At 52.7% G+C, this 26,489-nt stretch carries 31 protein-coding genes; 9 read left to right on the top strand and 22 right to left on the bottom strand.

Features of this window, described 5'->3' with window-relative positions; translation table 11 throughout:
* Positions 1-16 precede the first annotated feature (16 nt).
* From ACQGQ5_RS12620 to ACQGQ5_RS12590, 7 genes are all read right to left on the bottom strand, one after another.
* Positions 17-1,051: an ABC transporter permease gene (locus ACQGQ5_RS12620; protein ID WP_455736846.1), complete on the bottom strand. Its 1,035-nt coding sequence runs from the start codon at positions 1,049-1,051 to the stop codon at positions 17-19.
* Positions 1,052-1,078: 27 nt separating this feature from the next.
* Positions 1,079-2,596 (bottom strand): sugar ABC transporter ATP-binding protein, encoded by a 1,518-nt coding sequence (locus ACQGQ5_RS12615; RefSeq protein WP_455736845.1) that lies wholly within the window; start codon positions 2,594-2,596, stop codon positions 1,079-1,081.
* Between the two features lie 164 nt (positions 2,597-2,760).
* Entirely contained in the window at positions 2,761-4,242 is a 1,482-nt protein-coding gene (locus ACQGQ5_RS12610; protein WP_275716617.1) for an ATP-binding cassette domain-containing protein, read from the bottom strand.
* A 1-nt stretch (position 4,243) separates the two neighbouring features.
* Positions 4,244-5,269 carry a sensor histidine kinase gene (locus ACQGQ5_RS12605; protein WP_275716615.1) on the bottom strand — a complete coding sequence of 342 codons (1,026 nt, stop codon included), beginning with the start codon at positions 5,267-5,269 and terminating at the stop codon, positions 4,244-4,246.
* 15 nt (positions 5,270-5,284) lie between these two features.
* Positions 5,285-6,898, bottom strand: a complete 1,614-nt coding sequence (locus ACQGQ5_RS12600) for a response regulator (RefSeq protein WP_444658182.1) — start codon at positions 6,896-6,898, stop codon at positions 5,285-5,287.
* A 34-nt stretch (positions 6,899-6,932) separates the two neighbouring features.
* Positions 6,933-7,580, bottom strand: a complete 648-nt coding sequence (locus tag ACQGQ5_RS12595; RefSeq protein ID WP_275716611.1) for a D-sedoheptulose-7-phosphate isomerase — start codon at positions 7,578-7,580, stop codon at positions 6,933-6,935.
* A complete protein-coding gene (locus ACQGQ5_RS12590) occupies positions 7,577-8,560 on the bottom strand; it encodes an ROK family protein (protein ID WP_275716610.1) in 984 nt (327 codons plus the stop codon). Before ACQGQ5_RS12590 ends, ACQGQ5_RS12595 begins: the two co-directional genes overlap by 4 nt.
* 321 nt (positions 8,561-8,881) lie before the next feature.
* Between ACQGQ5_RS12590 and ACQGQ5_RS12585 the strand changes: the two genes are divergently transcribed.
* Positions 8,882-9,313 carry a hypothetical protein gene (locus ACQGQ5_RS12585; RefSeq protein ID WP_275716608.1) on the top strand — a complete coding sequence of 144 codons (432 nt, stop codon included), beginning with the start codon at positions 8,882-8,884 and terminating at the stop codon, positions 9,311-9,313.
* A 126-nt stretch (positions 9,314-9,439) separates the two neighbouring features.
* Here the strand turns inward: ACQGQ5_RS12585 and ACQGQ5_RS12580 are convergent, their stop codons facing one another.
* Positions 9,440-9,697, bottom strand: a complete 258-nt coding sequence (locus tag ACQGQ5_RS12580; protein WP_455736844.1) for a hypothetical protein — start codon at positions 9,695-9,697, stop codon at positions 9,440-9,442.
* A gap of 161 nt (positions 9,698-9,858) precedes the next feature.
* Here ACQGQ5_RS12580 and ACQGQ5_RS12575 point away from each other — a divergent pair, with 161 nt between their 5' ends.
* Positions 9,859-10,032 (top strand): hypothetical protein, encoded by a 174-nt coding sequence (locus tag ACQGQ5_RS12575; RefSeq protein WP_275716604.1) that lies wholly within the window; start codon positions 9,859-9,861, stop codon positions 10,030-10,032.
* Positions 10,033-10,059: 27 nt separating this feature from the next.
* Here ACQGQ5_RS12575 and ACQGQ5_RS12570 read toward each other — a convergent pair whose 3' ends face one another.
* Entirely contained in the window at positions 10,060-10,242 is a 183-nt protein-coding gene (locus tag ACQGQ5_RS12570) for a hypothetical protein (RefSeq protein ID WP_275716602.1), read from the bottom strand.
* 341 nt (positions 10,243-10,583) lie between these two features.
* On the opposite strand from ACQGQ5_RS12570, the gene ACQGQ5_RS12565 reads away from it, so the two are divergent.
* From ACQGQ5_RS12565 to ACQGQ5_RS12545, 5 genes are all read left to right on the top strand, one after another.
* Complete coding sequence (locus ACQGQ5_RS12565; RefSeq protein WP_455736843.1) at positions 10,584-11,135, top strand: ubiquitin; 552 nt, start codon at positions 10,584-10,586, stop codon at positions 11,133-11,135.
* Positions 11,136-11,156: 21 nt separating this feature from the next.
* Positions 11,157-11,837 (top strand): response regulator transcription factor, encoded by a 681-nt coding sequence (locus ACQGQ5_RS12560; RefSeq protein WP_455736842.1) that lies wholly within the window; start codon positions 11,157-11,159, stop codon positions 11,835-11,837.
* Complete coding sequence (locus ACQGQ5_RS12555; RefSeq protein WP_455736841.1) at positions 11,827-13,296, top strand: sensor histidine kinase; 1,470 nt, start codon at positions 11,827-11,829, stop codon at positions 13,294-13,296. The genes ACQGQ5_RS12560 and ACQGQ5_RS12555 overlap by 11 nt, the downstream gene beginning before the upstream one ends.
* A gap of 267 nt (positions 13,297-13,563) precedes the next feature.
* Positions 13,564-13,689 (top strand): hypothetical protein, encoded by a 126-nt coding sequence (locus ACQGQ5_RS12550; protein ID WP_455736840.1) that lies wholly within the window; start codon positions 13,564-13,566, stop codon positions 13,687-13,689.
* A 60-nt stretch (positions 13,690-13,749) separates the two neighbouring features.
* On the top strand, positions 13,750-14,349 hold the full coding sequence (locus tag ACQGQ5_RS12545) for a nitroreductase family protein (RefSeq protein ID WP_455736839.1): 600 nt from the start codon (positions 13,750-13,752) through the stop codon (positions 14,347-14,349).
* Positions 14,350-14,417: 68 nt separating this feature from the next.
* Here ACQGQ5_RS12545 and ACQGQ5_RS12540 read toward each other — a convergent pair whose 3' ends face one another.
* The 7 genes from ACQGQ5_RS12540 to ACQGQ5_RS12510 all read right to left on the bottom strand — a co-directional run bounded on the left by ACQGQ5_RS12540 (position 14,418) and on the right by ACQGQ5_RS12510 (position 20,077).
* Positions 14,418-14,972 carry a flavin reductase family protein gene (locus ACQGQ5_RS12540; protein ID WP_455736838.1) on the bottom strand — a complete coding sequence of 185 codons (555 nt, stop codon included), beginning with the start codon at positions 14,970-14,972 and terminating at the stop codon, positions 14,418-14,420.
* Positions 14,973-15,246: 274 nt separating this feature from the next.
* Positions 15,247-16,005, bottom strand: coding sequence for a MerR family transcriptional regulator (locus ACQGQ5_RS12535; protein WP_455736837.1), 759 nt, complete (start codon positions 16,003-16,005; stop codon positions 15,247-15,249).
* A gap of 290 nt (positions 16,006-16,295) precedes the next feature.
* The gene (locus tag ACQGQ5_RS12530) at positions 16,296-17,144 is read right to left on the bottom strand and encodes a cysteine ABC transporter substrate-binding protein (RefSeq protein WP_455736836.1); all 849 of its coding nucleotides are present in this window, start codon (positions 17,142-17,144) and stop codon (positions 16,296-16,298) included.
* Positions 17,145-17,146: 2 nt separating this feature from the next.
* Positions 17,147-17,902 (bottom strand): amino acid ABC transporter ATP-binding protein, encoded by a 756-nt coding sequence (locus ACQGQ5_RS12525; RefSeq protein ID WP_455736835.1) that lies wholly within the window; start codon positions 17,900-17,902, stop codon positions 17,147-17,149.
* Positions 17,903-17,913: 11 nt separating this feature from the next.
* Positions 17,914-18,579: an amino acid ABC transporter permease gene (locus tag ACQGQ5_RS12520; RefSeq protein ID WP_444658200.1), complete on the bottom strand. Its 666-nt coding sequence runs from the start codon at positions 18,577-18,579 to the stop codon at positions 17,914-17,916.
* Positions 18,560-19,225 (bottom strand): amino acid ABC transporter permease, encoded by a 666-nt coding sequence (locus tag ACQGQ5_RS12515; RefSeq protein WP_455736864.1) that lies wholly within the window; start codon positions 19,223-19,225, stop codon positions 18,560-18,562. Before ACQGQ5_RS12515 ends, ACQGQ5_RS12520 begins: the two co-directional genes overlap by 20 nt.
* 18 nt (positions 19,226-19,243) lie before the next feature.
* Complete coding sequence (locus ACQGQ5_RS12510) at positions 19,244-20,077, bottom strand: bifunctional hydroxymethylpyrimidine kinase/phosphomethylpyrimidine kinase (RefSeq protein ID WP_455736834.1); 834 nt, start codon at positions 20,075-20,077, stop codon at positions 19,244-19,246.
* Between the two features lie 430 nt (positions 20,078-20,507).
* Between ACQGQ5_RS12510 and ACQGQ5_RS12505 the strand changes: the two genes are divergently transcribed.
* Positions 20,508-21,803, top strand: coding sequence for a phosphodiester glycosidase family protein (locus ACQGQ5_RS12505; RefSeq protein WP_455736833.1), 1,296 nt, complete (start codon positions 20,508-20,510; stop codon positions 21,801-21,803).
* A 61-nt stretch (positions 21,804-21,864) separates the two neighbouring features.
* On the opposite strand, the gene ACQGQ5_RS12500 is transcribed toward ACQGQ5_RS12505, so the two are convergent.
* The 4 genes from ACQGQ5_RS12500 to ACQGQ5_RS12485 form a co-directional block, all read right to left on the bottom strand.
* Positions 21,865-22,008: a CPC_1213 family protein gene (locus ACQGQ5_RS12500; RefSeq protein WP_275716563.1), complete on the bottom strand. Its 144-nt coding sequence runs from the start codon at positions 22,006-22,008 to the stop codon at positions 21,865-21,867.
* An 18-nt stretch (positions 22,009-22,026) separates the two neighbouring features.
* Positions 22,027-22,236: a heavy-metal-associated domain-containing protein gene (locus ACQGQ5_RS12495; protein WP_038325264.1), complete on the bottom strand. Its 210-nt coding sequence runs from the start codon at positions 22,234-22,236 to the stop codon at positions 22,027-22,029.
* Positions 22,233-22,397, bottom strand: coding sequence for a hypothetical protein (locus tag ACQGQ5_RS12490; RefSeq protein WP_455736832.1), 165 nt, complete (start codon positions 22,395-22,397; stop codon positions 22,233-22,235). The genes ACQGQ5_RS12495 and ACQGQ5_RS12490 overlap by 4 nt, the downstream gene beginning before the upstream one ends.
* Before the next feature lie 183 nt (positions 22,398-22,580).
* A complete protein-coding gene (locus tag ACQGQ5_RS12485) occupies positions 22,581-23,690 on the bottom strand; it encodes a DUF362 domain-containing protein (RefSeq protein WP_455736831.1) in 1,110 nt (369 codons plus the stop codon).
* Positions 23,691-23,990: 300 nt separating this feature from the next.
* Here ACQGQ5_RS12485 and ACQGQ5_RS12480 point away from each other — a divergent pair, with 300 nt between their 5' ends.
* A complete protein-coding gene (locus tag ACQGQ5_RS12480; RefSeq protein ID WP_455736830.1) occupies positions 23,991-24,482 on the top strand; it encodes a chemotaxis protein CheW in 492 nt (163 codons plus the stop codon).
* A gap of 59 nt (positions 24,483-24,541) precedes the next feature.
* On the opposite strand, the gene ACQGQ5_RS12475 is transcribed toward ACQGQ5_RS12480, so the two are convergent.
* Together ACQGQ5_RS12475 and ACQGQ5_RS12470 are read right to left on the bottom strand one after the other, a co-directional pair.
* The gene (locus tag ACQGQ5_RS12475; protein WP_455736829.1) at positions 24,542-25,156 is read right to left on the bottom strand and encodes a DedA family protein; all 615 of its coding nucleotides are present in this window, start codon (positions 25,154-25,156) and stop codon (positions 24,542-24,544) included.
* A 59-nt stretch (positions 25,157-25,215) separates the two neighbouring features.
* Entirely contained in the window at positions 25,216-26,244 is a 1,029-nt protein-coding gene (locus ACQGQ5_RS12470) for a lysylphosphatidylglycerol synthase transmembrane domain-containing protein (RefSeq protein ID WP_455736828.1), read from the bottom strand.
* Positions 26,245-26,489 lie beyond the last annotated feature (245 nt).

The raw sequence follows: 26,489 nt of genomic DNA, 5'->3' as shown, positions 1-26,489 counted from the left end.
CATTAAAGCGTCTGCTTTAACTTTCTTTTTGTGCCGGTACCAGTTTGGTATTGTTCTTTGCCTTCTTCGGTTTTCCGGTGCGGATGACAACATCCAGCAAAACGGAGATGACCACGATGGTGCCGATCACGATATTTCTCATGGCGACCGGCGCGCCCGCGAACTGAAGGCCGTTCTGCAGCACGCCCCAGATCGCCGCGCCGACCACCGTACCGATCAGAAGGCCCTGGCCCCCCAGAGTGGAAACGCCGCCGATGACCGAAGCTGCGACCGCGTACATTTCATACATGTTGCCGGCGTCCATGGTCCCCATACCGGCCGTCGCGCTTGTGATCAGCCCGACCACACCGGCACAGAACGCGCTCACAATATACACCTTGATGGTCGTGCTGTCCGTGTTGATGCCCGACAGCTTGGATGCCTCGATATTGCTGCCCACCGCGTAGATATGGCGCCCCGTGCGCGTCTTGCTGAGCAGGAAATTGAAGCCCAGGAAGAGGACAAGCGCAATCCAGATGGTGTTGTAAAGGCCGAACGTGCTGCCGTAGTAGAACAGATTCCGGTAGCCCTGTGCCGCTTCCCCGATGGCGTCCGTATTATAGTTGTTGTTGACAATCTGAGCGACGCCCCTGGCGACCGTCATGGTACCCAGCGTGGCAATGAAAGGCGGCAGCTTGCACTGCGCCACCAGTAAGCCGTTTAAGACGCCCACGCCGACACAGAGGACCAGGGTCAGCAGCATGGCGGCCCACGGATTCATCCCCTTGGTCATCAGGGTCGCGGAAATCATGCAGCTCATGCCGACGACGGAGCCGATCGACAGATCGATGTTTCCCGTAATCAGAACATAGGACTGGCCGATGCCGATGATCAGGATCGGCGCAACCTGCCGCAGAAGATTCCCGACATTCCTCCCCGAATAGAAGGACGGATTCAAAACCGCAAAGACAATGCACAGGACGATCAGGCCGGCCGTAACGGTGACCACCTGGCCCATGCCCCGGACAGCCATTAATTTTTTCCACGCGTTCTGTTTCTCTCGATTTTCCATTTCAAACGCTCCCGACTTTCTTTATTGCTAAATAGCTTCTTTTTGCTCATATTTGGATTCAAATTTTGTCGCGTACTGCAGAATAAGGTCCTGGGTCGCTTCCCCCGCCGCGAATTCGCCGGTGATTTTCCCGTCGCACATGACCAGAATCCTGTCGCTGATCCCCATGATCTCCGGCATTTCGGAGGAAACGAAAAGCACTCCGATCCCCTGCTTTTTCAATTCGTTCATCAGGTTGTAGATTTCGACCTTCGCCGCTACGTCGATTCCCCGTGTCGGCTCGTCGAACATCACTACGCGGGAATTGCGCGCCAGCCACTTGGCAACCACCAGCTTCTGCTGGTTGCCGCCGGAGAGGGTCGCGGCGTCCATGTCCGCGTTGACAAGCTTAATGCTCAGGCTTCTGACCGCTTCGTCGGTCATCGTTTTTTCCTTTTTCCGGTCCACCACGCCGAATTTGTTGCAGAGCAGGTCCAGGTTGGGCAAAGCGATATTGTCCTCCACGCTGAGTTTGACGCACAGGCCGTCTTTTTTCCGGTCTTCCGGCGCAAGGACGATTCCCGCCCGGATCGCGTCAATCGGCCGGCGGATCACAACTTCCCCGCCGTCCACAAAAATCCGGCCGGATTCTTTGGGGTCCGCGCCGAAAATCGCGCGTGTGGTTTCCGTCCGTCCGGCCCCCATCAGCCCCGCGATACCGACGATCTCCCCTTCGTACAGTTCGAGATTGATGTTCCGGACCATCCTGCCCGCGTTCAGATTTTTTACTTCAAAAATCTTTTTCCCCCGCTCACAGATAACGCGCGGGAATTTTTCCTTGATTTCACGTCCGACCATGCAGGAAATGATTTCAGACATCGTCGTGTCCTTGAAATCCATGGAGGTAATGTATCTGCCGTCGCGCATGATGATGACGCGGTCGACAATGTTCTGCAGCTCCTCCAGCCGGTGCGATATGTATACGATTCCGCAGCCCTCCGATTTCAGCTTGCGGATGATTTTGAACAAATCGTCAATCTCGTTGGAAGTCAGCGCCGAGGTCGGTTCGTCCATAATCAGTATTTTTGCGTTGGTGGACAGCGCTTTGGCGATTTCCACCATCTGCTGCTTGGACACGGCCAGATCCCCGACAATCGTGGCGGGGTCCAGGTCAATATTCAGGCGGGCCAGCAGCGCCGCCGCGTCCTTGTTCATCTCCCGGTTGGAAAGGATGCCGGAATGTGTTTTTTCCCGCGCCAGAAAAATATTTTCCGCCACCGAAAGGTGCGCGCACATGTTCAGTTCCTGATGGATAATCGCTATCCCCAACTCCTGCGCCTTTTTCGGCGTTAAATCCTCGACTGTCTGACCGAAGATTTTGATTTCGCCTTCATCCTTTGTGTAAACGCCGCTCAGCACCTTTACCAGTGTTGACTTTCCGGCACCGTTTTCCCCCAGCAATGCAAGAACCTCTCCGGATTTCAGATTAAACGACACATCGTCCAATGCCTTGACTCCGGGGAAACTTTTGTGGATATGATTCAGTTCAGCTATGTATTCCCCCATTTAAACTCACCCGTCCTTATCTGTGGAACTCGTTTCCATGTGACCAGTATAGCATTGGCTTTCGTTTTTCATAAGGGGGTTACATTTCGAATAAGGGGGTATTTCTTTTGATGGTTTATGGTAAATCACCATAAACCGTCAAAAATCGATCTATATTTTATGCATCATTGAAACAATTCCTCCAGAGTGGTTCCTTCCGATCGGAAAAGGTTAAACTCCGAGCGCAGGTATTCGCTGTTGAACCGCCCTTTTTCCAGCCGGATCAGCTTGTCCGCCACCATCAGGGAGTCGGCGATATTGACCGAAAGGAAAATCACCGTGATGCCCTTTTGCTTCAGCCGGTTGATGAGCCCGATCAGGTGCCGGCGCAGGTACATGTCCGCGCCCGCAAAGGGCTGGACGCAGAACACGATTTTAGGATGGAACAACTGGATCCGGTAATAGATCAGGTCGTAAAGCGACTGTATTTTCAGATTCATGATATTGGTCTCGTAGATTTCCGGGCCGATCACGGGTTCGTACTCGCGGGCGATGCTCCGGACGATTCTTCTGTTCAGCCGCACCCCGTTGTTCTTCTGGTCAAGCAGAAAGCACAGATTGTCCAGATAGCTCATTTCTTTGAAGAGCATGGTGCGGATAGGGTCCTCTCCGATAAAGGCGACCGTGCCCTCCAGCGCATGCTGCGCCGCTTCCCGGGTAAAAACGGCGCCTTCCAGAAAAACGGTCCCGCTGTCCGGATACAGCCTGCCGTTCATAATCCGCATAATATCCGGCAGTACGGTGTTGTCCATATCGAACAGCACCGTACACTCTCCCCTGGCCACCGAAAACGTCATGTCCCTTAGATTTTCCGTACAGACATTCTGAAAAGCGAGGATGCTGTCTTTTCTCCCGACGTCCGTTTCCGGTGCGGCAAGGTCGGCAAATTCCCCGACATAATACGGAACAATATTGTCGTTCCGAAACTGATTGCGGTCAAACACCCGCAGAATTTTTCCGTCCTTCATCAGCGACATCCGGGTGCAGATTTTAAACGCTTCCTCGTGATGGTTGCAGATATACAGGAAGGAAAAACCCTTCCCGCAGTAATACCGGAGCAGCTCGTGAAACCGGATCAGGTCCGCCGCGCCGATACAGTTGCTGACATCCCGGATGACAATGAGCTTCGCGCCCATGATGACGGCGCGAAGAAGCTCCACGACACATTTTTGGTAAGGGCTTAAATGCGCCACCAGGTCCCGGCCGTCGATATCGGCGTCGATTTCCTGTGCAAACTGACGGAACTGTTCGTTCAGGACGCGGGGACTGATGACATATTTCCGAAATCCCCTGCGCAGAACGAAAACGTTGTCGGCAACGCTCAGATCTTCGATCAGCCTGCTTTTCTGCTCGATGACGGCCACCTTGTTCATCGTCATCGGGCTGTGCCGGTAATTGTTCACAAGCACCTCGTTGAAATAGACGCGGCCGTAATGAATGGGCAGATTCTGGCTGATGAGCTGAATGAGGGGTTCCTTGCCGTTCGCGTTGATGCACACCAGCCCCATGATTTCGCCCTGAAAAATATGCAGGTTAAAATTATCCAGCAGGGTCACCTCGTCCCGGATGACGGTGACCTTTTCCAGCCTTAAAATTTCATTCTTCATCTTATTTTCCCGTATCCTTTTTCACCAGCGGCAGGGTGATCTCCACATCCGTCCCCACGTTCCGCGTGCTGTACATGCAGATTCCGTATTCCTCGCCGAACAGGAGCTTGATTCTGTTGTTGACATTGACAACGGCGATGCCTCCGTGGGCCTCGCTGTCCGGCTTGATGTAATCCAGGATCGTGCGGCTCAGCTTGTCGTCGATTTCCCGGAGCCGTTCCTCCGTCATGCCGATTCCGTTGTCGGAGATCGTGATAATCAGCCGGGTCGCGGTCGTTTCTATTTTGATGCTCACATTGCCGTCCCCGATTTTCCGCTCGATCCCGTGGTAAATCGCGTTTTCCACAATCGGCTGAAGGGTCAGCTTCGGCAGCTTGCAGGACATGATTTCCCTTTCGCTTTCCGGGTCGTATTCCACGCTGAGGTTTAGCCTTTCCCCAAAACGGTAGCGCTGGATGATATAATAATTGTTGACGTTGGTGAGCTCCTCCTCCAGCGTCACCAGATTTTCCACATTGGAAATGGTGTAGCGGAAGAAGGTAGCCAGCGCCTCCGTCATTTTGGACACGTTTTCAAGACCGGCGTTCAGTGTTTCCCCGCGGATTCCCTCGAGCGTATTGTAAAGGAAGTGGGGGTTGATCTGGTTCTGCAGGGCGAGGTACTGCGCCTGCTTTTTGGTCGCGTTGACCAGCTCGTCCGTATTCATGATCTGCTCCACTTTTTGGGTCATCTCTTCGATTTCCGGGCTCAGCAGCACCTTCTGGTCAAAAAGGGCGTCGATGGTATAGCCCGTTAAGAACAGGCGCAGGACCTTTGCGCTTTCCAGATAAGGCCGGTAAATCCACCGGTAAAAAACATACGCCGCCGCGCCCAGCACGGCATACCCAGCGACGGCAAAAAAGAGATGGCGCCCCTCCCGAACGGCAGTTGCCGTAAAGACGGTCAGGAAGATCAGCAGAAGCGCAAACAGGAGCAGGAACATCCACGCGGCGCGGCTGGAAAGATACCTTATTTTTTGTATTTTCATTTCATCAACCCCGGATCAGGAGTAGAGTTTTCGGTACTCGTTCGGCTTTAACCCAACACTTTTCGTAAAGCCTTTGGTAAAATTTTTGAGGTCGCTGTAGCCCACCTGCTCACAGACGGCGGCAACCGTCAGATTGGATTCCCGCAGGAGGTCCTTCGCCCGGTTCATACGGATTTCGGAAAGGTAATTCACAAAATTGTTTCCGGTCTCCTTCTTAAACAGCGTGCTGAAATAAGTAGGATTGAACCCCACGATCCCGCTGACTTCCTCCAGCGTGATCGGCTTGCTGAAATTTTCCTGAATATATTCCTTTGCCACCCGGATCGGTCTGGTATCCGCCTGCTTTTTCTCCTCAATAATCACTTCCATGGATTCGCCCACCATGACGGACAGGTACTCAAACAGCCGGTCAATGGAGCTGCAGCGGTCCGCGTGAATGCAGAATTTCTCATAAAATTCCTGCCCGTACTGAATCTGTATCTGGTTGTTGCGAAGGTGGAGCAGGTACATTTCACAGACGTGCTTCACCAGAGAGAAAATTTCCGCCCCGCTCAGGTTTTCCGTCCCGAGCTGCTTTTTTAACCCGGTGATGCAGTTCAGCACGGCGTCTTTTTTCAGCACTTCCACCGCCGCGCCCATCGTTTTATTCAGCTCCGCCAGCAGAACGCCCACCCGCTGGGGGTCCTTATGTACGGTTACGTCCTCGATCAGCCTGCCCGTGCCCTCGATCAGCCTTTGCCCCACGGCGTACCGGGCCGCCCGGAAGCTTTCTTTCAGTTCGCCGACGTCTTCCACCACGCTGCCCGCGCCGATTGTAAAGTCGTGCTGTTCAAACGAGGCTTTCTGCACCATCAGCTCGTCAAAGACCGCTTTGATCTGCTTGCGCACGGCCTTTCTGTTTTCCGGGCCATAATTCAAAACGCAGTAGGTGATGCTGTCGTCCAAATCCATTTCCATATCGAAACACAGCTCTTTCAGCTGCGTGTTCAAAAGCCTCATGACCGTTTCTTCCAGAATCTGAATGGTGTTGTTGTACTCGTCTTCAAATCCGCAGTCGATTTTTACCGCGCAGACCTGAAACAGTCCCGGCTGAAAAGCGTAATGATAGCTTTCGTTGACCTCTTCTATTGTCAGATCCTGTGTGGTCATCCCTTTTCTCAGCAGCCGTTCCGCAAACAAGCCTGTACGCAGCTTGTTCACGTCGTTTTTCAGGCGTTTTTTCAGCTGTTCCTCATTGTTCAGCCGCTCCGTGCGCTTCAGGTACCGGTCGCGCATCTTGTTGAGGGAGGCCAGAAAATCCTCCTTCCTGATCGGCTTTAAAAGGTAGTCGCTCACCCCGTATTTGATTGCGTTCTGCGCATATTCGAAATGATGGTATCCGCTGATAATAATAAAGTCCAGATCCTGCCTGACGTTTGTGGCGCGCCGGATCATTTCCAGCCCGTCGTAGCCCGGCATGCGGATATCCGTAATCATCAGATCGGGCAGAAGCTTTTCCACCATGTCCAGCGCTTCCACGCCGTTATGCGCAATTCCCACGATTTCCATATCCAGCGAAGCCCAGTCGATCAGACCGCGGATCAGCTGGCATACGTTTTCCTCATCGTCCGCTATAATGACCTTTATCATACCTTCCTCCTTCTGTCTGCCTGAAAAATGACCGTCAGCAAGAAAACATCTCCGACTCAACGACTGCGCAGATCAAATGGTAAACGGCCAGATGATATTCCTGAATACGGTAGGTTTCCTGCGCAGGGACAATCAGGCTGAAGTCGGCAAGCCGGGCGATCTTCCCGCCGTCGCGCCCGGTCAGGGCGACCGCTACCGCGCCCGCCGTTTTTGCCGCCATCAGCGCATAGGCCACATTGGCCGCGTTGCCCGAAGTGCTGATTCCGATGACCGCGTCCCCTTTTTTCGCGTAGCCCATCACCTGCTGCGCGTAAACCAGCTCCGGGTCCGCGTCGTTGCCGAAAGCCGACAGCAGAGCGGCATGGGCGTTCAGCGAAATGGCCGGAAGCCCGCCCTGCAGCTTTTCCGCCAGCAGGGCCCCCTCGTTCCCGAAATCTTCCTTCAGCCGCCTCTGTGTGTCCGGGTCCAGCGGCCTTTTCAGCAAAAAGCCCTTCATCAGCTCGCCGACGATATGGTCGCCGTCCGCGCAGCTTCCCCCGTTGCCGCAGACCAGAAGCTTCCCTCCGCCGCGATACACCCCCACGAGGATCTCGCAGACACGGCGGATATCTTCCCGCAAAGGCAGCAAATCCCGATGCCGGTCAAAAAACTGCCGGCAAAATTCCAGTGTGCGTTCTTTCATGTCCATTCCTCCCATCCCAAATGATAGCCGGCGACGACTAAGCCGGCGATATCCCCGACCGATTCCGAAAGCCGGCTCGGCAGGATTCTGCACGCCCCGCGGACCGCGGGGAGCGTTTCCCTCTCGATGACCTCCTGTGCGTAGGGCCAGATTTCGTCGTAGCTCCGCACAAAGATGCTTCCGATCACAATACACTCCGGATTGAGAATGTCCATTATGACGGACAGGCCCTTCCCCAGCTGTAATCCAACCCTTTTTAAAATTTCCCTTGCCAGCGGGTCGCCGTCTTTCGCGGCCGTTCCGACCTGTGCCGCCGTGATCCGCTCAAGGTCCTCCGGGTTCCCGCAAAGCTCCGGTTTCCGGCCCGTTTGATACTCTTCGCGGATCATGGACCGGGCCAGCTGGGCGATGCCTCCGCCGCTGCAAAAGCCTTCTAACGACCCCATCTTTCCGTATCCCGCCGGGCCGTAGTCCGAAAGGCGGATATGGCCGATTTCCCCCGCCATGTCACAGGCGCCGGCATACAGGCGGTTGTCCAGAATCAGGCCGGCCCCCAGCCCCGTGCCGAAGGTGATGAAGATCATGCTGGACATCCCTTTTCCCGCGCCCAGTTTCCATTCCGCAAGGGCACAGGCGTTGGCGTCATTGCAGAGCCAGACGGGGATCCCGGTTTCCCGCTGAAAATACTCCGTAACGTGAATCCTGTCCCAGCCCGGCAGATTCGGCGGGGAAAGGATGGTCCCCGTCCGGCTGTCCAGCGGACCCCCGCAGCTGATCCCGATCCCTTCGATTTTTTGCCCGTTTCCCTTTTCCACACAGGAACGAACGTCCTGCGCCAAAGCTTCCAGCATTTCCGCCGGGGAATACGCCGCTGTTTTCCTGACTTCGCACTTATGTACGGCGGCGGCGCCGCTTTTTGAGAGTTCTCCCAGATTGACGGCGCATTTCGTTCCCCCGATATCGATGCCTATTACCAGCATATTTTTCCCTCCCGTTAGATGAACGCTCCTCATCCGGCTCATCTTCGCCGAATGAAGACGTTCCCTGCAATTGCAAAATTACTCTTTCAATGACAGACCTTTCCATTCTGCATCCTTAGTATATTCTAATAGAATATCATTTTCAAGAAACAAAGTCGCAGCGTGCAGAACCGCGGGGGATTTCTTCCTGCGGCCGCCGGGATTGATCCGGGGCTCCGGCCGACCCGCAAAGCGCCTTTGAGCCAAAAGTCAAGCCTTGTATCGGGAAAATATTTCGGGTATAATTGTTTTTCGTGTCACATAGTGGAAAGGATTGATTCGATGGACGAAATTAACGAAATATTCTGTGGTGACAGCTATACCCCGTTTCTGGATTACTGCGAGCTTCACAATTACAAGCGCATGTCCGACCTGATGAGCTGCCGGTTTGAGGAACTGCCGGAGCTGCTCGGCATTTCCTCTATCCTGCTCAGCCGCATCAGGGCCATATGCGTCCTTTATTTTAAAAAGCATCCGGAATGCCGCGCCGTCTCAAAACCGTCAAAAGCAAGGGCTTCTTCGAAAATGGACGACCTGCCGGACCGTCTGCTGGTCGTTTTTCAGCAGAATGCCAATAAGCTCATCCATATTTCCGAAATTACCAAGGACCTTGGAAAGGGTGTAAAACGCAGCGACATCATCCATGTGCTGGAGCATCAGAGCTGGTGTAAAATTGTAGATGGCAGCACCTTCTTTTACTCCCCGACCGACTGAATATCCCCAATGCAGATTTTTCAGACGGTCCCGATAAAACGGAAGCCGAGCCTGTTTACAGAACGCCCTCTCATTTACCTGAGAGGGCGTTCTTAAGCTGTAAACAGCATTTCCAATCATTTTCATTTACTTGCTGGATGTTATCGCTGAAATCGTTCCGGAGGCCTGGCTGGCAAGCTCCTGTCCGCCGGACTGCACGTCGGAAACCACTCCGGAAACCTGACTGCCCAAATCTTTTGTGTCGGATTCCACTTTCGACACAACGCCGGACACTGTGCTGTTCAGATTTGCTCCGCTGGATGCGCCCGGCAAATACCGGCATCCGGAAAATACGGAAAGCATAAGAACTGTGACGATCAGCAGGAAAACCATTTGTTTTTTCATATTGTCCCTCCTTTCTGTTTATATCTTCTCCATTTTTAAAATAAAATGCAGTCCCACACGATTTCCTTTCCGCCGTACGGCCCAAAATAAATTTGTCACATTTTGTTACATACCCTAAAAATACAGAGCTTCCGCCGAATATATAGTGGGAGGAATCGGCAATGACACAAGAAGAAATTAAAAAGCTTGACAAAAAAATCCGTGCAATTTCAGATCCTTTCGGAAAAGGATTCCCTTCTTTTCAAAGAATGCTTTGGGAAATGGCCGTAAAAAAGGATATTAACGAAGAGGCAGTATTGCGCGAATACCTTATCTGGAAACGCAGCAAAAAATAATCCTTCCGAAAACCTGCTCTTGAAAGGCTATATCCTTCCTTTCATCCTCGCGTTTTCCGTATCGTCGGAATTTTCTCCTTCATTGAGGCTGTGGGCGTGTTCCATGGCCTCCGCTGCGCTGTTCCATTTGCTTTCCTGCTGCCAGGTTCCGGAATCCGTATAATATCCCACCGCCCAGATTCCCGGTTCGGATTTTTGGTAAATATACAACTGCTGTCCCCCCTTTTCATTTATGGATGACACCTATCAGTTTTTCCATAAATTCCGGAAATATCGGCTGATGGATCAAATCGTCGTTTTCTATCGCGTCTGCCGACGCAAGAAAGGTTGTTTTACAGGGCGGAAATCCCACAGAAGCGGCGGAACATTCCAGCGGCGTATTGAAATATGCCTGAAGATAGGATAGAATCATTTTAATGTGATTTTAATTTTTGACAAATTCCCTTTAAAGTTTTATTTGTTAGAATGCAAGCATACCCGGCTGAGGGAAAACCGATCGCGAGAGACGGTTTTCATGAGGGCTTCCGACAAATAACGAAGGAGAAATTTTTATGACGACACTGGAGCAAGTAGAAAAACTGCGCGAAAAGGCAAACGTAAGCTATGACGAAGCAAAAGCGGCATTGGACGCGACAAACGGCGACCTGCTGGAAGCGCTGATCTATCTGGAAAAACAGGGAAAAGTGACCGCCCCGGCCGGCGGCGGCTGCTACAGCAGCGCCAAAACAGAGGACCGGGATCCGCCGGCGGGCGCGGAACCGGGCCGGGCGTATACGGGCCCGGAATATCATCGCGGAGAATCCTTTTCCTCCCTGATGAGAAAGTTCGGGAGATTTCTGATGAAGGTGATCCGCATAGGCAACACCAACTATTTTGAAGTCCTGAAAGGGCCGGAAAGCAAAGCGTGCATCCCGGTTTCCGTTCTCGTGCTTCTTCTCATCTTCGCGTTCTGGGTGACCGTTCCGCTGGTGATCGTGGGGCTGTTCTTCGGCCTGCGCTACCGCTTCAGCGGCCCCAATTTCAGCGGTGACACGGTAAACCACGCCATGGACAGCGCCGCGGACGCCGCGGAAAGCATCAAGAATTCCATCAACCAAAAATAATGGGAAACGGCAGGACTGACAATGGGTGCAAACATACTGATTGTTGAGGACGAAGAAAAAATCGCCCGCTTTGTCGAGCTGGAGCTCGGCTACGAGGGCTATGCCACAACGAAAGCATTTGATGGAAGAACGGGGCTCGAGCTTGCCGAATCCGGCAGGTTCGACCTCGTTCTGCTGGATATCATGCTGCCAAAGCTGAGCGGAATGGAGGTGCTGCGCAGACTGCGCCGGACCTCCTCCGTGCCGGTGATCATGCTGACGGCGCGCGACAGCGTAATGGATAAGGTCTCCGGACTGGACAGCGGGGCGAGCGATTATATTACCAAGCCCTTTGCCATTGAAGAGCTTCTCGCAAGAATTCGCACCGCGCTGAGAAAAACAATGCCGCAGCAGGAAAACACGGTGCTTTCCTGCTGCGGCGTCACGCTGGATACCGCGCGGCGCACCGTTACGGTGAACGGCGCGCCCGTGGAGCTGACCAAAAGGGAGTTTGACCTTCTTCATTACCTGATGAAGAACAAGGGGCTGGTGATTTCCCGCGAAACACTGCTCGAAAACGTCTGGGGCTTTGATTTCACGGGCGAGACCAACGCCGTCGACGTCTATGTGCGGTACCTGCGCGGAAAAATCGACGATGTCTTCGGGCTGAAACTGATTCAGACCGTCAGAGGAGTGGGGTATGTGATCAAAGATGAACAGTGAGCCGGCCAGCAGCCCCGCCAGCCGGCTGGGCGACAAGTTTAAATTTTCCATTGTCCTGAAGCTCAACGCGCGGCTTTTCCTGCGCGTCCTCAGCCTGTTTCTCACCCTCGACATCATCCTGTGCATTCTCTGCGCGACGGGACTTGCCATGCTCAGCGAGCAGTCGGCTGGAAATGCCGCCGAAATTCTGAGCAAAAGCGGGCTGCCCCCGCAGTCGGATCGGGCATGGCTTGCCGAGGCGGGAATCAATGTATCGGAAAATCAGGGAAATCCGGAGGGGATTCGGTTCGCGATCCCCGGCTTTCTGCAGAGCCGCTTTTCAAAGCTGACGGCAAAGGGCGTGCGCAGCATTGTGTTTCCGGCTGCGCCCGGGCTTTCTTTCGGGAAATACCTGGAAGGCGCCGTTTACAGGGTTTCGGCCGAAATCAACGGGCAGCCCTACCTGATTTCCGTCACAAACGCCGCCGCCATCCGGATGATGGAATCCGCCTTCCTCATTCTTCTCGTGCTGGAGCTGCTCCTGCTTCTGGGAGGGATTTCCCGCGGAGCCAGAGTGATCCGGAGAACGCTGCGGCCGATTGAAGAACTGGCTGAAACCGCGAGGAACCTCAACACCGGCGGCGCGCTGACGCCCGAACAGCTGGAATCGCTGGCGGGCAAGCTGGACGGGATCAACGCCGCCCGGCTGGATACACGGATTGCGGTGGGTGAAACGCAGAACGAGCTGAAAACGCTTGCATCCGCCATCAACGGGATGCTGGACCGGATCAACGAGTCCTACCGGTCCCAGGTGCGCTTTGTTTCAGACGCGTCCCACGAGCTGAGAACGCCGATTTCCGTGATTCAGGGCTACGCAAACCTGCTGGACCGCTGGGGGAAAAACGACGCGAAAACCTTGCAGGAATCCATCGACGCCATTAAGGACGAAACCGCAAACATGAAGGCGCTGGTGGAACAGCTTCTGTTTCTGGCCCGGGGCGACAACAACACCATGGCTCTTCAGATCGAGCGGTTTGACCTGTCCGCCCTTGCCGCGGAGGTGCTGCGGGAAACGCAGATGATCGACTCGGGGCACGAGTACGAATCCCATCTCTCCCCCGTTTTCGTCAACGGAGACGTGGCGCTGATCAAACAGGCGCTGCGGATTCTGACGGATAACGCCATCAAATACTCTCCCGCCGGGAAAAAGATTACGATCTCCGTTTCCGGTGAAGATGGCCGTGCCAGACTGACGGTACAGGATGAAGGCATCGGAATCCCTTCCGAGGCGGTCCCCCGCATTTTCGACCGCTTCTACCGCGCCGACGAATCCCGCGCGAGGGCTACGGGCGGAACGGGGCTGGGGCTGTCCATCGCGAAATGGATCGCGGAGCGCCACGGAGGGCATCTGGAGGTTCTGAGCCGGGAGGACATCGGCACCCGCATTTCCATGATCCTTCACGCCGCCGCGGAAAAATAGACAAAGCTAAGGCCTGAGCCCCAATGGAGGGTTCAGGCCTGTTTTTATATAAATCCGAAACAGGATGGTTAAATTTCATCAGTATTTTTATTATATAATGAAAGAAATAAAAATTCAAGAGGAAAATTCAATATTAGTAATTATTATTATTTTATACAAAAGGAGATGCTTTTTTCCATCTAAAATCTACTTTTTGCGGATAGATTAAATGCCAAAAACAGGCTATACTATAGTCACAGAAAAGAAATAGCTCAACAGGAGGTTTTGATGATGAATGAAAAAAATGTAAATAGAAAATTGAATCCGGCGCAGGAAAGCCAGGACGAGTACGAAATTCCGGAGGAAGCCGGCTGCTCCATGGAATTTTCCGGCGGGTGCATCTTCAGCGAATAAACGGAGTGAAATTTTCCCCACTTACAAAATTGGCAGGTACATGAGAAAGGCAGAGATTGTATGGAAAAGGATTTTATGGAAGCCCTGAAAAAACGCAGGTCGTATTACGCAATCAGCAAAGAAAAAGTTCTCTCCGACGAAGAGATCATCAGCCTGATCAAGGATGCCGTGAAACACACCCCCAGCGCCTTTAATTCGCAAAGCGCGCGCACGGTCGTTCTTTTCGGCAAAGAGCACGACAAGCTTTGGGACATCACAATGGAAATATTGAGGGGCATTGTCCCCGCGAAGAATTTCGCGTCTACGGAAAAGAAAATCAATTCCTTCCGCAGCGGATACGGCACCGTTCTTTACTTTGAGGACCATGGCATTGTTGCCGGCATGCAGGAGCAGTTCCCGCTTTATAAGGATAATTTCCCGGTCTGGTCACTGGAATCTTCGGGCATGCTGCAGTTCGTCATCTGGACGGCGCTCGAGTCCAACGGCTATGGCGCAAGCCTTCAGCACTACAACCCGCTGATCGATGAAAAAGTCGCCGCAAGCTGGAACATTCCGAAAAGCTGGAAGCTTCTCGCACAAATGCCGTTCGGCAAACCCACCGCTTCCCCCGATGAAAAGACCTTCCTTCCCCTTGAAGACAGAGTCAAAATATACAGATAGCTGGAAAGCTGGGGCGTCCGAAAAGCGGACGCCCCAGCTTTCTATCGGGGAATCTTCTGTTTCCCATCTCATTTCGCAGCCAATTCCCGGCCGCTTTGAAAAACACGGCCAATCGGTTCGCCGATACCGAAATACCGGGCGGCCATCATAATGGTCGGCCTGACCCGCGCGGCGTCCGGCGTACCGTTCTCCAGGCACTGATCTTTCGCGTAAGCGGCGACGATCTCTCCCAAAAACATGGTGAAATCAAAGACAGGAATGGTCCGGATCACCTTACAAAGATAATTGACCGGACATTCTTCGATCATCGGGGCATTCCCGGTTTCGTCATAAAAAGCGGAAAAAACCCGGGACTTATCCTTGGAATTTCCGGATACGATCCCGCACAGGTCGGTTTTCCCGATCAGGCCGACGTCCGGGATATTGACACTGAAAAAACCGTTTTCACGGATTCCCTGTGTGATGTAATGCGTGTTTTTCAGCGATACATACAGGACGGGGCGCTGACTGACGACCCCGTATGCGCCGATGGTCGTATAACTCGGCTTTCCCTTGACCGTCGCGCCGGCGATCACGGTAATATAGGGTCCGTATGGAATATTGGAAATTTTCGTTTTATTCATGCAAATCACCTCTCAAATAAAATGCACTGCGCAGTGTGGAACAGTATAGCAGATAAAATCGAAAAAGAATAGACTTTTTCTTTTGGATATGTTATCGTATTGTATAGTTATGCCCACCGGGCGGCAATTCATCGGGATGGATTGCCGCCTTTTTCATTTGCCGTCCACGCTTTCGCGCACGGCTGACGGCGACACCCGTTTGGGCTGGCCGCGTATATCTAATGATTACCGTGATATAAGGAAAGACCCGCTGATCAAGCGGGCCTTTCCTTAGCTATTCTTTTGTATTTTTCAAATTGTTGACATGCTGCCCCACGGCAGCCAGCAGAAAGTAGCTTAAGCCAATTTGCTGATCTTCCATCATCTTATGGTGGAACTGATCCTGAGACAAAAATTGAGAGGTATGATAGAATTGCCCCGCATCCATTTTGGTCCCGTGGTCATTTAAAAATTTCAAATGATCTTTCACGAGACTCTGTACTCTTTCATCCTCGGCAGAGATTTGATTTCTCAATGCCTCAGACATGGTATCCATAAACCATTTTGCTTCGGCGGCATTCTCATTGAGCTCCTCGGGATCGATTTCCGCCGTTTTCAAATCAACCTGATAATTTTCCTTTAGATAGTCACTTTGAGGCTTCAGCGCTTTTTCCCAGCCCTGTTTATCAAATCCCTGAAACAAGTCCTGTTCGCTCATGGTTTCTCCTTTCAGCGCAGAACGGATGGATTTTCGGATTGTGTCGAGCAGGCGGTCGGCTCGCTGTCTTTGTGCACAAAGCAGCTTCTGCTGCCGTTCCAGGCATGTAATCCGATTGGACTCGCTCTGCAATGCTTTCTGAATTTCTTTGAGAGAAAAATCCAGTTCCCGGTAAAAAAGAATTTGCTGCAGTCGTTCCAATTCTTTTTTCCCATAGAGACGGTAGCCGGCTTCCGTCACCCGACATGGGAGGAGCAGACCTATTTTGTGATAATAGTGAAGGGCTTTAATCGTTACGCCCGTCATGGCAGATACTTCTTTCACCGTGTATTCCATCTTTTCACCCCGCAAGCTAATAGTACTCTATGACCCAAGGGGAGAGTCAACAGGTTTTTAATCATTTTAAAAAGTTTTTAATAATCCTATTATCCCCGCTGTGCAGTCAGATGTCAAACAACAAAGAAATCTTTGATTTTTGCTGATTTTTAGGGATCCCATGGTGCGGCGGCGATAGGCCGTGAAAAGATATGAAAAGAAAGCCGGTGAAAGACAGATCGAAAGATAGCTGTTTCCGCTGAACGCAAAAACAACGCCGGAAAAACCGGCGTTGTTTTTTTTGTGTTCCGTTACTGGAGTTTCCCGCCCTCAATCACCACGTCATCCGCGGAGACGGAGTCACCGTAGGCCGGTTTCAGTGTGGCGTCATAGGCCTCGTGAATGAAGTTTTCCTTGCCCAGTGCGGTCAGCTCATTGTTGACCCAGTCAAGAAGCTCCTTGTCGCCCTTTTTCACCGCGGGCGCAATCGTGTCCTGTTCGCCCAGCGACGAAACCCCGACCGTATAGCCGCTGTTTTCTCTCGCCCAGGCAAACAGCAGGGTGTTGTCGTGCGCAAGAGCGGCGCCGCGGCCGTCCTTCAGCGCCTGAAACGCCTCGGTATTCTGGTCGTATTTGAGCAGCTCAATATCCGGATTGTTTTTCGTGAAGTACGTTTCCGCCGTCGTCCCCTTGTTGACGATCAGCTTTTTGCCCTTGAGCTGGGAGACATCGGTAATCTGGCTGCCGTCCGGAGAAACCACTCCGAGCGCGACCTTCATGTACGGATTTGCGAAATCGACCTTTTCTTTTCTCTCGTCCGTTACGGTAAAGTTGGCCATAATCAGGTCCACCTTGCCGGACTGCAGGTACTCTACGCGGCTCGCGGCTTCCACAAGGACAAATTCGACCTTGTTTTCGTCACCCAGAAGGTCTTTTGCAAAGCGCTTCGCAATGTAAACGTCAAATCCCTGATTTTTTCCCTGAGCGTCGACATACCCGAAAGGAGGTTTGTCGCTGAACACTCCTACCTTGATTTTTCCGTTCTGCTTGATGGTTTCCAGCGAGGATTTCCGGGTCCCCTGCTGGGAGCAGCCTGCAAATGTTCCCAATGCCAGTACGACCGCCAGCACGGCGGCAAGAATTCTGCCTGTCTTTTTCATAATTAACCCTTCTCTTCATCAAAATTAAAAATATTCAGAAACTGTTTTGCCCTGTCGGTTTTCGGATCGGTAAAAAAGAGCTCCGCATTGGATTCCTCTACAATCTTCCCTTCGTCAATAAATACGACCTTATCCGCAACCGCTCTGGCAAAACCCATTTCATGGGTAACAATCACCATCGTCATGCCCTGCTTCGCAAGGCCGAGCATTACGTCGAGCACCTCGCGCACCATTTCGGGGTCGAGCGCCGCCGTGACCTCGTCGAACAGCATTACCTCCGGATTCATACACAAGGCGCGCACGATGGCCACACGCTGCTTCTGTCCGCCGGAAAGCTGGCGGGGATACGCGTTTTTTCTGTCCAGAAGTCCGATGCGCTCCAACAGCGTTTCCGCCTGCCGCCGGGCTTCTTCCCGGCTCCGCTTCTGCACCTTCAGAGGGCCGAGCAGAATGTTTTCCAGAATCGTCATATGCGGGAAAAGATCATAGCTCTGAAAAACTATCCCGATTTTCTGCCGGACCAGATGCCACTGTGTCCCGGCGGAGGAAATAGGCTGACCGTCAAGGCTGATCTCCCCCGACTGTATCGGCTCAAGGCCGTTGATACATCGCAGCAGGGTGCTTTTCCCGCAGCCGGAAGGCCCGAGAATGACGACGACCTCGCCCTTGTGGACCTGCAGGTCGATCCCGTCCAGCACGGTTCTGTCGTCGTAACTTTTATGAAGCTGTTTGATTTCAAGAAGAATATCTTTCTCCATTTTTTACCTCCTCAGGACTGCCATTTCCGTTCCAGCCGTTTGGACAGGAGCGAAACAGGATAACAGACTGCAAAATACAGCAGGAATATAAAGCCGTATATCCAGAAGGATGCCGTGGGTACCTCTAAAATGGACCGCTCGATAATCTGCTGGCCCACCTTCAGGACCTCCACCACCCCGATCAGCACCACCAGCGAGGTGGTCTTGATCATGCGCGTCGCCAGGTTGATCGCGGCGGGCAGCAGACGCCGCACGGTCTGCGGAATAATGACATAGCGGTAAATCTGCACGTTGGTCAGTCCAAGGGCGGCGCCGGATTCCCTCTGATGTTTCGGCAGGGATTCCACCGCGCCGCGGACAATGTCCCCCATTTCCGCCGTGCCCCAGAGGGAAAAAACCATGATGGAGACGACCTCCCCGCCCAGCTCCAGATTCAGAGTAAAATAAAAGATAAACAGCCACACGAGAATCGGGATGATGCGCACCGCTTCCAGATAAATCCGGCAGACGGAACGAACGGCCTTCCATTTCGACGTCATCACAATACCCAGCACAATCCCGAGAACGCCGGAAATCAGAACGGAAACCAGCGCGATCCGCGCCGTCACCAGCAGCCCGTTCAGCAGGCGGAGAAGGTTCGAGCCTTCGAAAATAACGTTAATTCCCGAACTGGCCATAGCGCACCTTCCTTTCCAGAGCGGACAGAAGCAGGGATACCGGCAGCAGAAGCAGCAGATAGAACAGCACGAGCAGGGTGAGCGCCTCCGTAGTCGAATAATACATGCCGATCAGGTCCTTGGCGACAAACATCAGATCCGGCAGCGCCACCGCGCTGACGATCGACGTCTCTTTCATCAGGAAAATCGCGTTGGCTTCCAGAGCGGGCATGGAAACGGAAAACGCCTGAGGGAAAATGACATAGCGCACCAGCTGCGCGCGGGAAAGGCCGATACTGAGCCCCGATTCGATCTGGGTTTTCCCCACCGCCTCCAGTCCGCTGCGGAACGCTTCCGCCATATAGCTTCCGCCCAGAAAAGTCAGCCCCGCAACCGCGCAAAGCTCCGCTTCCAGCTTCAGCCCGATCTGCGTCAGTCCGTAATACAGGAAGAACAGCTGTATCAGCGACGGGGTGTTCCTGGAAAACTCAATATAAACCTTCACAATGGATTTCAGCACGCGGACCCGGTAATAAATCGCCAGGCTGCAAAGGAAACCCACCAGAAGCGACAGCGCAATTGCCCACACGGAAATGGTCAGCGTCAGCTGCGCCGCTTTCCAATAGAGAGGCAGGCTCTGTACAATAAAGCCGAAGTTCAATGAAATCCGCCTTCCTTTTGTGATTTAGCCGCAAAGCTTCAATGCTTTGAGAAAATCCGGGATACCGGCTTCAAAGCTGATCCCGAAGCGGAAATCCGAACCCGCCGCCCGGGTCCGGCGGATCCCTTCCACCGTAAAATCGGCGGCGATCCGGGCCGCCTTTACAAGCGGAAAATCGTTCAGAAGCGCGGCGAACAATGCGCTTGCGAAAACGCCCTCCGCTCCGCGGCAGTCTCCTTCCGTACAATCGGAAAGGACATAATCGATTTCTCCGTTTTTCGTGTCGTAAACGGCGGCGCCCGGATGGGCCGCGTCGAAGCGGACGCCGGTCAGAACAATTTTTTCCGGGCCAAGCCCGCCCAGCTTCTTTAAAATACTGTCAACATAAACTCTTTTGTACGGCCCTTTCAGATACGGTTCGTTCAGCAGAAGAGAGGCTTCCGTCAGATTCAGCACAAGGATATTCGCTTTGCCGCAGAGGTTTCTCATTTCCGCCGGGAACGTGCCGCCCAGGTGCGGATACAGCTTTCCGCCGTCTGCCATGTCCGGGTTCACAAGAACGAGCGCATCCTCCTTCTGAAACCCGTCGATCAGGGCGAATACGGCTTTTACCTGTTCCGGGGAGCTCAGATCACCGGTACAGATCCCGTCAAATTTCAGCCCAAGGCTTTTCCAGTGCTCCTGAATTTTGGGGATATCCCCCGCAAGACCGCGATATGTACAGTCCGGGAATCCGTCCCTGCGGGCGGACAGCACCGCGGTGGGAAGCACGGCCGTTTCGATTCCCGCCGCCGAAAGAATGGGCAGCGCAACCGTCAGCAGGCCTTTCCCGAAGCAGGGCAGGTCATGGATCGCCAAAGCCCTCTTCCGGGGTCTCTCCCTCGCTCCGGTTTGATCAATTCGTCTGAACAGGGTGTTTATGAACTGGGACCGCATCTTGCCACCGCCTCGTGCTTATATTAAACATATATTTTTAGTAGTTATTATATGCGCTATCCTCACTTTTGTCAACAGGAAAATCAAGATTCCCTGAAAATGACGATGTGCGGAAAAATCGGGAAAACCAGCTTATTTCCCGACCGACATAAACTATTAATGAATTTTTAACAGAATCCCATTTAAAATGGGATATAATATTATTTACAGCATCTACAGTCGATTCTGCAACAAGTTTGCGTTTCTCCCCCGCCGAAGGCGGGGGAGAAACATGTTCTGTCTTTCAAACTGAAAACGGAAAAGTTTGAAAACAGAGAAGGTTCATGATCGCACGGAAGGGAGATATCAATTCATGAATATCAAAACAAAATCGAAAACGAAAAAAGGAATCGTTTGCGCGGCGGTCCTTTGTCTGGCGGCCCTGCAGGTCACATCGGCAAGCCCGGTGCAGGCCCTCGGCGCTCCGGATGTTTCCGTCAGCGCGGCGTCCTCTCTGGTGGATGAGATCAAAACCACCGTCGCGTTCGGACTCACCCAGAAGGAATTGATATACACCGATCAGTCCGGCAAGAGGCTGACCTGCTTTATCATGGAGTACAATCCGCAGCAGGCCGGCGTGACCCTTGCGGCGGGCACTCCGCACGACGGAACGAAGATCGGCCTCGCCACCGTACGGGATCAGGCGGGCGCCGCGGTCCGAAACGGAAAACAGGTGGTTGCCGCCATCAACGCGGATATGTACAATATGAGCACGGGCGACCCGTGGGGCGTAGTGGTCAAGGACGGGGCCGAAATCCACTCCTATGCGCCGGTGCGCACCTGGTGGAAATTTTTCGGCGTTAAAAAAGACGGCTTCCCGATTTACGGAGACCGCCGGACTTACGAAGCCAACAGGGGAAACATCCAGCAGGCGTTGGGTATTCACAGTATTCTGGTCGACGGCGGCATCGTCGTCAACACGGACCTGACGTCCACGCTTGCCCCCCGCAACGCCGTGGGCGTGCGCAGTGACAACTCCGTTTTCTTCCTGCTGGCGGACGGCAGAAAGGACCCGTATTCCCACGGGCTGACGCTGCAGCAGACCGCGCAGCTGATGAAAGACCTGGGAGCGGTGTGGGCCGGAAACCTGGACGGCGGCGGCTCGTCCACCCTGATGACCAGGACCCCCGGGGAAACCGCGCTGACCGTAAAGAACCATCCTTCCGACGGCTGGGAGCGCGCCGTAGCCAACTCGTGGCTTTTCATCGCCAACCCGAAGCCGGACGGCGTCTTTGTCTCCGCCGCGCTGACGCCCTATGACAAAACCTATTCCCCGAAATCCATCGTTCCGGTCACGGCGAAGGGTCTGGATTTCTCAGGCGCTCCGGCCGCCCTTCCCAAGAGCGGATTGAGCTGGGCGCTGTCCGATTTCAGCTTCGGCAGCATCGGCCAGGACGGTGTTTTCTCCTCCAACGGCAAAGAGGGGCAGGTACAGGCACAGCTTTGGTACAACGGCCGGATCGTCGGTTCCACCTATATTGAGATCGCCACACCGGACAATTATGTCTCCGTCGGCACCGTCTCGCCGAACGCCGGGAAAGACGCCGGCCTGACGGCCACCTATCAGGGACGCGAGGTCATCCTGACCATGAACAAATCGGACTGGTGATTTTCAGACGCAAAAATGCTGTCCCGGTTAAAAACCGGGACAGCATTTTTGCTCGGGAAGGTTAGTTCCCGTATCCGCTCTGCCCTTCTTTGCCGAATTTCGCTCTGGCGCTCTCGGCCTGAGGGTCGTGCCTGATGTGCTTCTTATCCGTTTTCGCCTGTTTTTTGTCGCTGCCGCCCTTCTTGTCCTTCTGTGTATGGCTCATTGAAATCCCCCTTCCGCCTTATTCGTATTCGATTTTAAAGCCGGTGTGCTCAATGCAGTCCTTGATCTCCTCTTCCGTCGCGGGCTCATTGTACTCCACCTTGACCGAACCGGTCGTCAGGTTCACGCCGACTTCCTGGACTCCCTTGATTTTGTCCAGCGCGTTTTTGATTTGGGTTTTGCACTCTTTATTCTGAATTCCCGATACGCTGCAAAGCATCGTATTCATTTTCTCTCTCCCTCGTTGTTGTTTTTTTCATGCCTGCCGTCATGCATGCCCAGTTTGCGGCCGTCGATCATCCCGGCGTCCGCATTTTCTCCGGGCTTCATTTTTCTCAGTTCCGGGCTGCTCTTTTCCCGGTCCTTCCTTCTGTTTTTGTTATTGTCCATCTTTTTTCCCTTCCCATCATGGTATTGTGCCGCCTATTTAGTATTGATGGAATGAAAAAATTTATACGGGCGCCCCAAAACGCAGAAAAGCCGCATCGGCACGAACCAATGCGGCTTAAATAAAAGGAAACAAAATCCACAATTTTGCGGCTGCGCGATTTTATCGGCAGCCTGAAACCCGGTTTACTTTACCGTGATCAATTCATATTCCCGGCTGCCCAGGCCGATCTTTACAGCGTGGTCGATGCAGCTTTTCCAGTTGGTTTCCGGATGCGTATCGGTAAAATGGTCGTGATGGCCGTGCGGCTTTTTCGACAGGAGGCTGCCGCTGAGGACGGGCTGGCGGTTGACCGCGTCGACACAGGCGACATCCAGCGCCACCGGGTCAAAGGAAGCGAACATGCCGACATCCGGAACGATCGGGATATCGTTTTCGGGGTGGCAGTCGCAATACGGGGAAACATCCACCACAAGGCTGATATGGAACTGCGGGCGGCCCTTTAAAACGGCGTACGCGTACTCCGCAATTTTGCAGTTCAGAATATCGTTCGTTTCGTCGCGCATGGGGCTGACCGCGTCGAAATTGCAGGCGCCGATGCAGCGGCCGCAGCCGACGCACTTATCGTGGTCAATCTGCGCTTTTTTATGTTCGTCAAAGGAAATCGCGTCATGCGCGCAGTTTTTACGGCACACCCCACAGCTTCTGCAAAGCTCTTTGTCCACAATCGGTTTGCCCGCGCTGTGCATTTCCATTTTTCCCGCGCGGGAACCGCAGCCCATTCCCACATTTTTCAGCGTGCCGCCGAAGCCGACGGACTCGTGGCCCTTAAAATGGGTCAGGGTGAGGAAAATATCGGCGTCCATCATCGCGCGGCCGATTTTGGCTTCCCTGACATATTCGCCGTCGATCGGGACCAGGGTCTCGTCGGTCCCCTTCAGGCCGTCCGCAATGATCGCGTGGCAGCCGGTCGCAAAGGGGTTGAAGCCGTTTTCATACGCCGCGTCAAGGTGGTCGAGCGCGTTCTTCCTTCTGCCCACATACAGGGTATTGCAGTCGGTCAGGAACACCTTTCCTCCCTGTTTTTTAATCAGGTCCACAATGACCTTCGCGTAGTTGGGGCGCAGGTAGGAAATATTGCCCGGCTCCCCGAAATGAATTTTGATAGCCGTATATTTGTCTTTAAAATCAATGGATTCCATTCCCGCTTTTTTGACCAGCTTTTCCAGCTTCTGCAGCAAATTACAGCTTGCTGTCGCGCTGAAATCCGTGAAATATACTTTTGAAGCCCCCATATTCTGTTCTCCTTTTCAGCTGAACGCATCCTGCTTCCTCCGCGGGAGGCAAAGCAGGACCGATTTTTTATTTATTATAACATAAGTTTTTCGGAAGGGAAACATCCTCTGCGCGGGAACCGGAAGAAGATCCCCGTACAGATATTCCCGCCGCGGCACAAAAAGCAACCGGTGATTCATAATGTATAAAGATTCCATCAAGAAATGGAAATTTCTATACATTTCAATAAAATCCTATCATTATTTTTCCGGAAAATCCGATACAAAATGTAGAATAAAATTGCAAAAAGGAGATATTTTATGCTAACACCGTATCAATTATCCGAAAATTCAATGGGCGGACAGTTTTTGCCATTCAAGCTGGACAATGAGATTTTTGCAATTGAAAGCACGTATGTAACGGCTATTTCCAAAATGCTGATGATTTCTCCCTTGCCCGGCACCCCGGAATACTGCAAGGGAATCGCCAAAGTGGAGGGAAAGATCCTTCCGGTCATCGACATGCGCTTAAAACTGCGCAAAAACTGCATTCCCTACAATGATGAGACACAGATCATCATGGTCAATCTGGAAGGGGCACGGAGCGGGCTGATCGTAGACACGCTGGCAGAGGGTCTGACCGTATACTCCGGATATCCCGGATATCCCGACGGATATGAGGAGCCTCTTCCAAAATCAAATCCGTATTTTAAAGGCATCATAAAAATCAGCGGCAGCCCGGCAATGGTTCTGGACTGTAAAAAGATCCTGATGGAAGACGGTATTCTTGATCTGGCGCAGCTTGTCTCTTAAGCATCCATAAAGACAGCGGCGGAAAATTCCGCCGCTGTCTTTATGAAGAAGGGCCGGTGTCACCGGCCCTTTGACCTTCTGAAAAAGTACCACGCGCAGAAAGCGGCCAGGGATACGGTGGCAACCGCGATCGCAGCCATGGAGTAAGTATCCACATACCGTACCACCGTTTCCCAGGAAGAGCCAAAAAAAGCCCCCAGATAAACCAGAACGACGTTCCACAGAAACGTTCCCAGCGCGGTCAGCGGCAAAAACATCCCCATCCTCATTTTCGCCATTCCGGCGGGGATGGAAATGAGACTCCGCACGACGGGAATAAATCGGCAGAAAAACACCGTAAACTTTCCCCGCCGGGCAAACCACGCTCCCGCGCGGTGAACGTCCTCGCTTTTTAAATGAAGGACTCTCCCCAGCTTCCCGCCCAGCAGATGCTCCAGCCGCTGCGGGCTCATCAGCCTGCCCACGCTGTACAAAACCACGGCGCCCAGAACGGAGCCAAGGGTCGCCGAAAGCACCACCCCCCATATTTTCAGGTCCGTTACCGTGGTCATGAATCCGCTGAAGGTTAAAATCACCTCTGACGGAATCGGGGGGAATATATTTTCAACCGCAATCAGCAGCGCGATTCCAAAATAGCCGTATTGGTTGATAATCCCTATGATCCAATCCTGCATTTGATCAAACTCCTTGCCTCACCTGAATCCTCAGCATTTTCCGGACATGGTGTCCGCCGTCAATTGGGAAGATATTTCTTCCCTCCGAAATAAACGAGCACGCTTCCCAGAAGAATATTAAGATAATAGCTTGAAAATCTCCAAAGGGTAATCCCCGGAATGATATACGGGCCGAAGAATTCCCGGAAGAAGAGATAGAAGCCGCCCTCCGCGCCGCCGGAAGAACCCGGCAGCGGAATGAACGACGCGGCCATCGTCACGAAGGTATCGGCCGCAACCATAGTAAACACCGGTTCCCCCTTCAGGTTGAAGCTGCGGTAAACAAAGAAGGACAGCAGGCTGGCAATCGTGATCTGGATCAGCGTGAAGAAAACCGCGGTCGCGTACAGGGCGTAATTTTTTCCGAAAAGTTTGGAGCTGTCGTGGAAAACAACAAGCTGGCCGTGCACCTGATCATAAAATTTCTGAGAGAGCTTATGAAGGTGTATTTTGTCCATAAAGCGGACGACCGCCCGCAGGATCAAATCGGTAAGCCTTTCATTCATCATAAACATCAGCGCAAACAAAATAAAAAGGCTGTTTGTAACCAGCCCGAAAACGGCGATCACGGCAAAATTACTGACTTTGGTCCGAAAATAATTCAGTTCAAACGCAACCAGAATGAAGGAGTACACAAACGTAACCCCATGGTGGATCAGGGACTTTACGGTCACGATGGAAGTAGCGGCGCCTGTTTCCATTCCCATCTTTGTCATACAGTAGACTTCCATGGGCTCCCCCGTCCCGAAGGGGGCAAGGGCGCTGTAAAAAATCTCGACCATACCGATATAAAGCGATTCCCCCAGGGTCCATGCTTTGTCAAGATGATTGCAGAGCAGATGAAGCACATATCCCTCCAGAAACCATCCGGCAAGCACCCCTGCCAGAATCCAGAGAAGCCAGACCGGCTGAAGCTCTGAAAGAACATGTCCCAGACTTTCCATCCCGTCTTCGGAAAACAGAAAAAAGGCCAGAATTCCTATCGAAATTAAGATGGTCACCGCCGAAAAAATATTTTTGGCGGTCGCCGGTTTTTTTTGATTCTGCATGGCATCCCCTTCAGATACTGTTTCCATTCATTATCACAGCATGAGTTTATATTATACAACAGAAAATTTTAAAAAAACAGCGTCCATTTATAAACAATACATGAAAACTTTATGTACAGGCTTTCATCCCATCGAAAGCCGGCTGCAGGAAGCCCTTAAACCCGGTTTTCAGCCGAAGCATCCGCAGTGATTATTTTATTATTGCTCTATCCGGCAAACAACATACATCAACCGGAAAAAACCGC

This window comes from Caproiciproducens sp. (assembly GCF_053840905.1).
Note: the sequence above shows the minus strand (reverse complement) of the source record. Positions and strands in the feature narration are given on the sequence as shown.